Here is a 9,762-nt window from a genome sequence, read left to right as displayed (position 1 = left end):
GGGAGTATAAGATCATAAATCGATCTGCCGGTCAAACTTACAGAATTTGGTCAGAAAACGTTCGTGATCTCACCCTGGATTAACACCCCAGTTAAACACAACACCGAACGTAACCATTCAGAACTACAGAAAAATTCGCAATTAGTAACATAGTTCTTAGCTTATATACCTCACCTAACCTTACCACTGCTTACGAATTGAGGAAGCGGATATACCTAGTATTTTTTTAAAATTCCGACAAAAAACCGATGACGATGAGTAACCTACACTTAAAGAGATTTCACATATTGTGTTGTTCGTACCTGCAAACTCTATGGCCCCATCGGTGCTGTTGCGTATGGACGACTGGTGGGTGACCTATTACCTAGCTATCTGAGCAGTACATTTGCGGGAGTTATGCTTGGGACAAGCTTAAGTACGTTTAACAGCACGCTAAACTCATCGGCAACACTTTACTTCTGTGATATTCATGAACCATTTGTCAATCATCGCAATGTTGCGGCAATTAAGTGGGCTCTATAATATGCCAGTACTTTCGGCATTCATAATAGCCTTATACTGGAGAGATATCGATACAAGAACAGTGATTATTAGGCTGATATCAGGTACGATTTTCTACGCAATATTATTTTCTTTGGTCTCCACTACATTATATTCATCTCATGTTTACTACGATATGCTTCTGTATCACCGTAGCATCTATCTGCAGCCGTGCTATCTACAATCAAGAAGCTAGATTTATTCTATTCAGACGACCTGTTTCGGAAAATTAGACAAAATGCCAGTCAATATAACCTGGCACTTATCTGCATGAAGACCTTTTATATATTATATCTAACTTGCTCCTATCCCAATAATAAGTGTAGATAGGACTAAAATCATCATTCCTGAAACTTGAGTTAATTTTGTTTTCTTTGGAACTTCTATCCATTCTTTCAACACAAAACCAAAAATACCACCGCAAAGAACTAACATAGACATATGGAATGTCCAACTAACAAAGCCAAGTTCAGAATTAACCAACTCTACATGTCCCCAACCATAAAAGAAGAATTGCATATACCAAATAATACCACCAGTAAAAGCAAGTACGATATTTTTATTTCTATCCGTTTTATCGTTAAGTATTTCACTTACAGAGTTGTTCTTGTTAGCCTGAAATAAACAATATAATGTATTGGTTGTAAATCCACCTAGCATTATAAAAATATAACTAGGCATAACTTGGTAAAGAGGGTCGATGCCATACTCAATCGCCAGCTCCTGTATTGGGGCTCCAGCCTCAATTGCAAATGCCATAAATGAGCTCATTACACCACATACAATTGCTATAATTATCCCTTTTTTGAGGTTAAACTCTGAATTTGTTTTTTTAGTAGATTGTTCTTTTTTATATCCAGCCAGTGATGTTACACCTATGCCCATAACAGCAATAATAACACCTAAAATAGCAAATAATCCCGTAGTGGTTGAGATTATCTCCATTATGGTGCCGTTAAGCAGGACTGGTGTTAAAGTTCCAACAACGAGGGTTATACCTATTGCAACACCATAACCAACAGAAAGCCCTAAATATCTTAACGTCATACCAAACGTTAAACCACCAACTCCCCATAAAGCACCAAAAATATATGTCTTAAACATATCATTAAATTTAACATCTAATAAGAAACTTAACGTATCTGGAATAATCAAAAACGTTACCAATGTTGGCATAACAATCCAAGATGCAATGCCATTTATAAACCAAGATATTTCCCATCTCCAATTTTTTATTTTTGCAATCGGAATATAGAATGATGCAGCTGCAAGAGCACCTAAAAAGTGATATATAATACCTAAATTGACAGAGCCTTCCATCATTACCTCCTAAGAAATTCTATTCGTTTTTATTTCTAGACAATTAGCTAATTTTTCTATTTTATTACCTAGATGACCTTTCCCAATTGCAGCATGATGTGATGGCCCACCTAGACACCATTTAGTTGTGAATTCTTTTGCACTTAAGTCAAATTTATAATTGCTATTTGTATTTCCAATATCAAGTACGCTTCCATCTGTTGAATTTCCTTCCGCATACTGAAGAACGATATCTCCATCAGAATTTTCAACTACAGATAAAATAGTTATCGGTCCCTTGGCCACACTCATCTGTATAGATACCCCTTTACCAGGTTTACCATGATATACAGGTAGGGGGACTAAACTTACGACATCCTCAGACATTTCAATATGAGCTGGCCCATCATGGCCCCAAATAACTTTATCATTTTCAAAATCCATTCCATACGGTTCAGAAAATGATCCTCCAGCACCAAATAAAGACATGATTTTCATCGCAATGACATTCTTTACTTCATATTCTCCAGCAATAGGTATACCCCGAGATGTTAAAAGTGTATTACCGAGAATTACTGAAGTGATAATATTCTCATGTTCTGAATTAGTGGAACCTTCGTAATAATAAGCCATTGCTCCTAAACGGTGGGCATTCACAAGTTTATCAAGTGCAACAGAAGTAATGACAGCTCTTTCGATCTCAAATTTTTCACATTGATTATTTACCGATAGTTTTGACTCTAGCTCTTTGTACTTAATTTCAATTTCTTCAGTAGATACAGCACGCCTTTTTTCAACAAGTTCACACATCTCTATAACGTCAAATCGAACACCAAATTTTGAACTTAAAAGTCGTTTATTAGAGTAAACATCAACCATGCCATTATAATAATGACCAAGAACACCAATATTTGTTTTACTCAACTGTTTTTTTACTGTAAAAGCATTCAATGTATCGCTAACTTCTGACCAAACATCATTTTCTTCTAAATATCCTACGATCATTTCGTACGGTATTTTAGCCGTATTAAAAACACTTGCTAGCTCCGGAGCGGCACATGCTTGGCAATGAGCGAGCCATTTCCCTGTTCTAGTGGCACGATCATCATATTTATTTATTTCTTTATACGGTAATTGTTTCTCTGGCTGAAGTGCTAACACGATAACTGGCTTATCAATCGCCTGAACTAGTGGTAAAACAGTTGAGCTCAGTGCATATGTTGTTATATACAAAACTAAAACATCAACCTGCTCACTCTTAAATTTATGCTCTATATCTTCAGTCTGCCTAACAGTATCAACCAAACCTGCATTTAATACTGAAAATCCTAATTCATGGATTTTCATAGATACCGTTTTAATATACTGGTTCAATTGTTCATGTAAGCCATCAAATTGTTCCCAGTAAGTATCAAGCCCTATTCCAAATAATCCTATTTTAATTTTATCCATTCTATATTTCCTTGCTATTATAAATGTAACGCTAAGATTACGAACGATAGCAAGCCGTATAGATTAAAACCTTTGATTTTTTCTAAATTACTTTGCATGGTAGGTATTTATCTGAAGATATTGACGATCCACGTCTCATATTAGAAAATTTGATAGCCAGACTAACCTAAATCAATCGTATATAATGATAGTCGAAGTGGTGTCATATTTTATAAAAAACCCTGGAAACACCAGGGATTTTATATATTTAAAGATTATAGTTTAATGTTTCTAGCCAAAAACTCGAAATGCTCGATGCCCAGCGGCTATAGATCCCATCCTTCGATCGTATGTTATTCGGATATAACGCCATTCACCACAAATTGAATGATTTTGCGTTCTAAATGAAACTTCAGGATTAACCAATTGATGTATATTTTTGAAATCAATACCATCAACAGAACCTGCAATGGTGTATTCATATAACGCATCATGGTTAAACTCGATCTCGATTTCGCTGATCGTACTAACCTTGCCTAAATCTACACGCCACCAGTGCCCAGCCTCATATTCAGAAGCAAACCAACCGGTTATACATTTACCATCGACGGCTTTATGTGGAAGTGTTGACTGGTCACGGTAACAATCCGCAATAGCTGGTTTACGATAGGCTAAATCATTGTCATGATTACTACTTATTGATTCTTTGAAAAGAGTCAACATCTGCTCTTTCGTTAGGTGATTACCCGGTTCGAAATTAGGTGATTCCATATAAGACAAAATACTGCTCAACAGACATGAGGCAACAGGATCGGTATTAAGCTCATCAAAAAAGTCAAAACCTGCAAAAATAACTCTACCATTAAGTACATTTGCTTCAAACAAATTAGTCCTTGCAGCATTGTGTAAATAGTTAGGTATTACATCAATAATTGGTTTAAAAGTAACACCCATTGATGAGTAGTCAATATTAACAGAATCTTCTAGTAAACTTTTCCACTGATAATTAATATATTTTTCCGTTGGGAACATTGACAGCATATCAGATTCGTGATCAATTATAAGTCCTAATGAATCCTCACTAGAGAAACATATAGGACTCCAAAATACTGGAAAAAATGTGCCTGGCTTTGGCGAAGTAAGACAATTAACATCCGGAACAATAAGGACATCTTCTCCCTGCTCCAGTTTTTTAATTACTAGCTCATTAAAAGTATTAAAAACAAATACTTTTTTATTATTCACTAATTCACAACATGATAAATTGGCAGCTTTTGGTAATACCCATATCATCCAACGATTCTTATATTCCGTTCCTTCTACTTCAAACGATAACTCTACAGGGCTTGTTGAGCTACAATTTTTCAAGGTTACAGTATAATCTTCAAAACGATATAGTTGTCCTTGCTTAATTTCATTTACAAAAAGAGGAACACTTTCTATTAATTTATCTCTTTGGTATATTTTAATAACAGCTTTAACCTTATCCAATTTTCTATTGCTATAATTTGAAATAAGAGGCGTAAAGCTAAGTGAATCACCTGATTTGTAAATTCTTTTTTCCAGTTCTAATAATGGCACAACATCATTACAAAACTCACGGAAATCGGTACCACTAACAATACCTTTACTTTTCCAAAAAGCATTCAACATACCGATAGTTGCAGTACCTTGACCAGGATAATCATGAAGATCAAGCAGCTGAATTCCACCAAAATTAGGGGTTCTCAAAGCTGCTTCAATTTCATCCTTGTACAGCATTTTAGCTAATTGGCCCGAGCCAAGCTTATATTCCTCAGCATGTGAAATGAGTTTTTTTTCCACTAGATCTTTTTTAATAATCTTCAAATTAATTGGATTAAGGACACCTGTGTAATCGTCTATTTCGGCCATATCTGGATAAACCAAATATTGGCCAACTTCATGAGAAACAACCGGTACGGGTGAATTTGATGATCCTTGTGAGAATTCGAGTTTCGTGCCTCTAACTAGATCCTCAAGGAAATATTGACCTCTAACACCAACACCACCAACACTTTGAGATGTAAAGAAGTCATCGTAAGACTCAATGTCACGATCCCAGTTACTTGTAAGAGTAAAAAGAATATTAGGGTATTCTATTTTTAGTGGAGCAATAGCATCTCTAAGGATTGAGAAATCCCCTCTCAGTTCATTACCATTAGCAAAAAAACAGAAACTAGGATGATGACCATACTCTTTCAGAATTCTTTGAGCCTCAGACTTAATAAAGTCTCGATGTTGAGGGAAAGAACCCACAATCCTGTTCATACAGTAGTCGAGCCAGATGGGTCCCTCAATATTCAAGTATACACCTAGCTCATTGGCAGCCAAGTATGCCGCTTCAGGAGGACACCAAGAGTGGAAACGAATATGATTGAGACCATAATCTTTTACGGTCTTCATTACACGTTTCCAACTTTCTACATCGCAAGGTGGATGGCCAGTAAGAGGGTAAATACAACAATCTAATGTACCTCTTAGAAAAATATGCTTACCACCAATATGCACCCCATCAGAATCAGTTTTTATCTGTCGAACAGCAATTTGATGTGTATCAGCTTGAAGAGGAGTTACTATACGGTACTCATATTGTTTAGGATTAAACTCATTCCATTGAGTAAAGCACGATAAAGGAATATAAATCTTGATCTTATTATCTATAACTGAGCTTTCTTCAAAGGTATGATTAATATCAAGTTCATCAATACTAACTTCTATCGGAAACTCAGCTTTTGGAGGGAGTATATGAGTAAACTCTACGACATCCCGATCATTATCTATACTTATCTTGGGCCTTTCTACTTTTCGTTCATCACAGACCTTAATAAGCAAATCTCCAACAATGCCATTCCACATCGTTTGTGTATCATCAGTATAAGCACTGGCTAAAATACCAAGTTCTTGCGTATCTCGATTATCAATACACACGCAAATCTCGTTGTGCTGTCCAGCTACTAATAGCTGACTGACATCATATTGATGAGGAACGCAAAGAGAGATAGTATTTCCAACGAAATTACCGTTTATCCACAACTTGCTGTTATAATTCAATCGTTCAAAAATTATTTTATATTTTGCATTATCAACTTTCTGGTCAATAAAGACTTTTCTCTTTAACCACACAGCACCAAGATATTTATAATTATCTCTCAAGCAATGTAGATTTTCTTCATTAAATTCATCGGTAAATAATTGAGGCTCACCGATCTTGTTTATTGAAAGTGTGCCAGGAAATTTTAGCTCACCATCTTCATTAAAATTAACAAACCAAGATTCAGAATCACCAACATCATTTGGATCTAATTTATATAACCATGTACCACTTAAATCATAACTAGGCATAAGTACTCCAAGAGTTTTCATCAACTCACTACAACTATTTCTTTATTATTACTGTCAGGTAAAGATTCTGGGTCAAAGCCATCTTTCATCAAATAGTATTTCTTATATACAATAGCACTCAAAGTCATAAGAATTGCCGGTAGTAATAACATCAGTATTTTTATACCGACAATAGCGCTTTCACTCTGCTCAATATTAGGAACATAGCCAACAATTGAAAGTCCAATGCCAATAAAAAATCCTGCAAATGCCGCAGAGAATTTAACTAACATTGTCTGTACTGAAAAAATAATGCTCTCACTTCGTCTACCTGTTTTATACTCACCATAATCGACAACATCAGCCAGCATCACAGTAGATAGGCCGTTACCAAAACCATTACCAAGCCTGAACATGAAACCAGCAGCACCGACAAGGATGACACTTTCAGGACTGAAAACGCTTGAGATAAACAGCACACCAAAACAGCCGATAGGGAAGAAACATGCTAAAAACCACATAATCCGTCTAGAGAATAAAGTTGACAGATATGGAAAAGAAACAATCCCTAAAATCTCAGCAAAACCTGAAACAAGCATAAAGATTGGGAACAAATGAGGTTTATTTAATCCGTATGTAAAATAATAAATCGCAAAACCGCTGATTAGCTGACCCGCAATATTAAACGTCAGTACGGTTCCAATTAAAGCTTTTAATTGATCATTATGCTTAATAATACCGATGACATCTTTTACGGTAAACTTCTTAAATTGGCTTTCAGGTGTATAAGCTTCCTTAACGTTTTTTACCATAATAAAACTACAAATTACGAACAGTGCCACAATTATAAAAGCCGAAACCAAGAAGCCGTTACCTTGGTCACCCTCTCCTAACTTGCTAATTACCGTGAGTCCATATGCTCCCGTTGTCATCCATGCAATACTGGCAGCAACACGTACCCAAACAACAACTTTTTCCCGGTCTGAACGAACTTTTGTTAAAGCAGGAAGTATTGACCAGAATGGAATATCAAGAATCGTAAAAGATATACCCCAAAGTATATAAGTAACAAATACATAACCATATAGTAACCACCCATCGACTAGGTGAGCACTGAATACAGCGATTAACATAACCGAGTTAACCAAGGTACCAACTAAGATCCATGGTCTAAATTTACCAAATCGACTTTTTGTATTATCAACAATCATTCCCATTATTGGATCAGTTATTGCGTCTATAACTCTGACAATAAGGAATAAAGTACCGATAAATGCAGTAGAAATGCCAACTACATCGGTATAGTAAAACATCAGGTAGATATATATAATAGCGCAAGCATAATTGGCACCTATCGACCCGATTCCATAAGAAACCTTCTCTTTGATACTGATATTTTTCATAAACGCCCCTTAAGCATTTAAAATTATCACTCTATTTTTTATTTCTCTAAACCATAAATCACATAAAAACAATTTATTAAATACTATTTTGTAATTAATTATTTTTTAATTAATTTTATACTATTCAATACTTAACAGGTTAAACTGAATCTTGTGATATAGTTTTCATAAATGTCACAAAGTTTACTAATGTTAGTTAAGTAAAGTGCTTGATCTAACACTCACTTTCTAAGCAACTACAAAAAGCATGATAAAAATCTGTATATTGACAAAAGAGTCATTAAAAATGGAATTAATAAAAAATTCAAACCAGATTTTTTCGTAACTGTAAACACAAATGAGTATCAATATCTCATAGAACGTCCTCTGAGAGTAAAAAAACACTCAATTTAACCAGGAATAAATTTAGCCATCATCAATTCTGTAATCCCTACGTACACCTCAATCTTAAAATTATTGTTCGATTTCTATTTCCTTTCTATAAACTTACTTTTACTCTCTCATATTATTCAACTATTTTTGCATATCAATCATGCCAACTCATTTAAAAGAGCTCACAACAGAGCAAGGGATTAGCCCGAAACATATCCGGCAATTTAATCGGCGTCAGATTCTCAAGCTCCTTTATCACTACAAAGGACTCAGCAAGTCGGAGCTAGCAAAGTTAACTCAACTATCTATTCCTGCTGTAACCAATATCCTTGCTAGTTTGTTGCAAGATAATTGGATTGAGCAGCATCATGTAATAAACGCTACGAGAGGAAACCACAAAGGTATTTTTCGCGTTTCAAAAAACCAACATGACACTGTTTGTGTTTATATCTCACCCAAGCAATTACGAGCTATCGTCGCTGATAACGAGATCCGCCCGATATCAAATTTGTTCGTCCATTCGATCAGTCCTGACACACCTGAAGCGATGCTAGAAAGCATCATTGCTATTATTGTGGCCGCGCGACAAGCTGCAGGCCAACGCCCTTACCGTCTTGCTTTGGCTTGCCACGGTCAGGTAGATACCAAGTCGGGAGCTTCCCTCCAAATGTCCCAAGCTCCTTGGTCTGGTAGTGTTGAATTTAAATACCTATTAGAACAGCGATTAAATGTAGATGTACTGATAGACAATGATTGCGTCATGATTGCGCTTGCAGAAAAGTGGCAGGGGAGTAACCTAGAAAACGATTACTGTATTCTGAATATTGATTATGGCATTGGTTCCTCATTCTTAATTGGCAATGATATATACCGTGGCAAACACTTCGGCAGTGGTCAGATAGGCCATACCACAATATCTCTTAATGGCGAAATGTGTGGTTGTGGGCGACGAGGATGTCTGGAAACATTAGCTTCTCTTAAAGCGATTGAGCAGAGCTATAATAATATGTCTCAGCAACAAGCCGTATCATTCGATACCATCCTCAAACGCTATCACGCAGGTGACTCTTTAGCTGAACGTATTATGCAACAGGCAGCAAAAGCGATTGGCCAAACGTTATATAACTTTCTAGTCACTCTCGATATTAACCAGATAATCCTTTACGGATCCACTTGTCAATTTGGCGAAAAATGGCTTGAAACTATCACTAGTCAAACCCTAACGAACCCATTTGAATCAGACTCCTCGCTTAGTCGGGAGCAAACACAGATCCGCTTTGGCATGTTGACCGATGAACAGTTATTGCTTGGGATCTGTTACCTATGGGTAGAGAAAGAGCTTGATAGCCTAATGTAGAAAAGGCAGCCCTTAGGC

General features: G+C 36.1%; 6 protein-coding genes. 1 reads left to right on the top strand and 5 read right to left on the bottom strand.

Annotated features, from left to right (window positions below):
• Positions 1-180 precede the first annotated feature (180 nt).
• From NHN17_RS26040 to melB, 5 genes are all read right to left on the bottom strand, one after another.
• The gene (locus tag NHN17_RS26040) at positions 181-288 is read right to left on the bottom strand and encodes an AraC family transcriptional regulator (protein WP_373689553.1); all 108 of its coding nucleotides are present in this window, start codon (positions 286-288) and stop codon (positions 181-183) included.
• A 546-nt stretch (positions 289-834) separates the two neighbouring features.
• The gene (locus NHN17_RS08595) at positions 835-1,863 is read right to left on the bottom strand and encodes an L-rhamnose/proton symporter RhaT (RefSeq protein ID WP_255041887.1); all 1,029 of its coding nucleotides are present in this window, start codon (positions 1,861-1,863) and stop codon (positions 835-837) included.
• A 6-nt stretch (positions 1,864-1,869) separates the two neighbouring features.
• Positions 1,870-3,291 carry an L-fucose/L-arabinose isomerase family protein gene (locus tag NHN17_RS08590; RefSeq protein WP_255041885.1) on the bottom strand — a complete coding sequence of 474 codons (1,422 nt, stop codon included), beginning with the start codon at positions 3,289-3,291 and terminating at the stop codon, positions 1,870-1,872.
• Between the two features lie 270 nt (positions 3,292-3,561).
• Positions 3,562-6,633: a DUF8487 domain-containing protein gene (locus NHN17_RS08585; protein ID WP_255041884.1), complete on the bottom strand. Its 3,072-nt coding sequence runs from the start codon at positions 6,631-6,633 to the stop codon at positions 3,562-3,564.
• 20 nt (positions 6,634-6,653) lie between these two features.
• Complete coding sequence (gene melB / locus NHN17_RS08580; RefSeq protein ID WP_255041883.1) at positions 6,654-8,015, bottom strand: melibiose:sodium transporter MelB; 1,362 nt, start codon at positions 8,013-8,015, stop codon at positions 6,654-6,656.
• Between the two features lie 532 nt (positions 8,016-8,547).
• Here melB and NHN17_RS08575 point away from each other — a divergent pair.
• A complete protein-coding gene (locus NHN17_RS08575) occupies positions 8,548-9,744 on the top strand; it encodes an ROK family transcriptional regulator (RefSeq protein WP_255041882.1) in 1,197 nt (398 codons plus the stop codon).
• The last annotated feature ends 18 nt before the right edge of the window (positions 9,745-9,762 follow it).

The organism is Photobacterium pectinilyticum (assembly GCF_024357955.1).
GTDB classification, from domain to species: domain Bacteria; phylum Pseudomonadota; class Gammaproteobacteria; order Enterobacterales; family Vibrionaceae; genus Photobacterium; species Photobacterium pectinilyticum.
The sequence above is the reverse complement of the archived record's forward strand: the minus strand, read 5'-3'. Positions and strand labels throughout refer to the sequence as shown.

Excerpts from the sequence above, each read along its gene's own strand:
- NHN17_RS08595 (WP_255041887.1), bottom strand. The coding sequence starts at position 1,863 with ATGATGGAAGGCTCTGTCAATTTAGGTATTATATATCACTTTTTAGGT.
- NHN17_RS08590 (WP_255041885.1), bottom strand. The coding sequence starts at position 3,291 with ATGGATAAAATTAAAATAGGATTATTTGGAATAGGGCTTGATACTTAC.
- NHN17_RS08585 (WP_255041884.1), bottom strand. The coding sequence starts at position 6,633 with ATGCCTAGTTATGATTTAAGTGGTACATGGTTATATAAATTAGATCCA.
- NHN17_RS08575 (WP_255041882.1), top strand. The coding sequence starts at position 8,548 with ATGCCAACTCATTTAAAAGAGCTCACAACAGAGCAAGGGATTAGCCCG.
- melB (WP_255041883.1), bottom strand. The coding sequence starts at position 8,015 with ATGAAAAATATCAGTATCAAAGAGAAGGTTTCTTATGGAATCGGGTCG.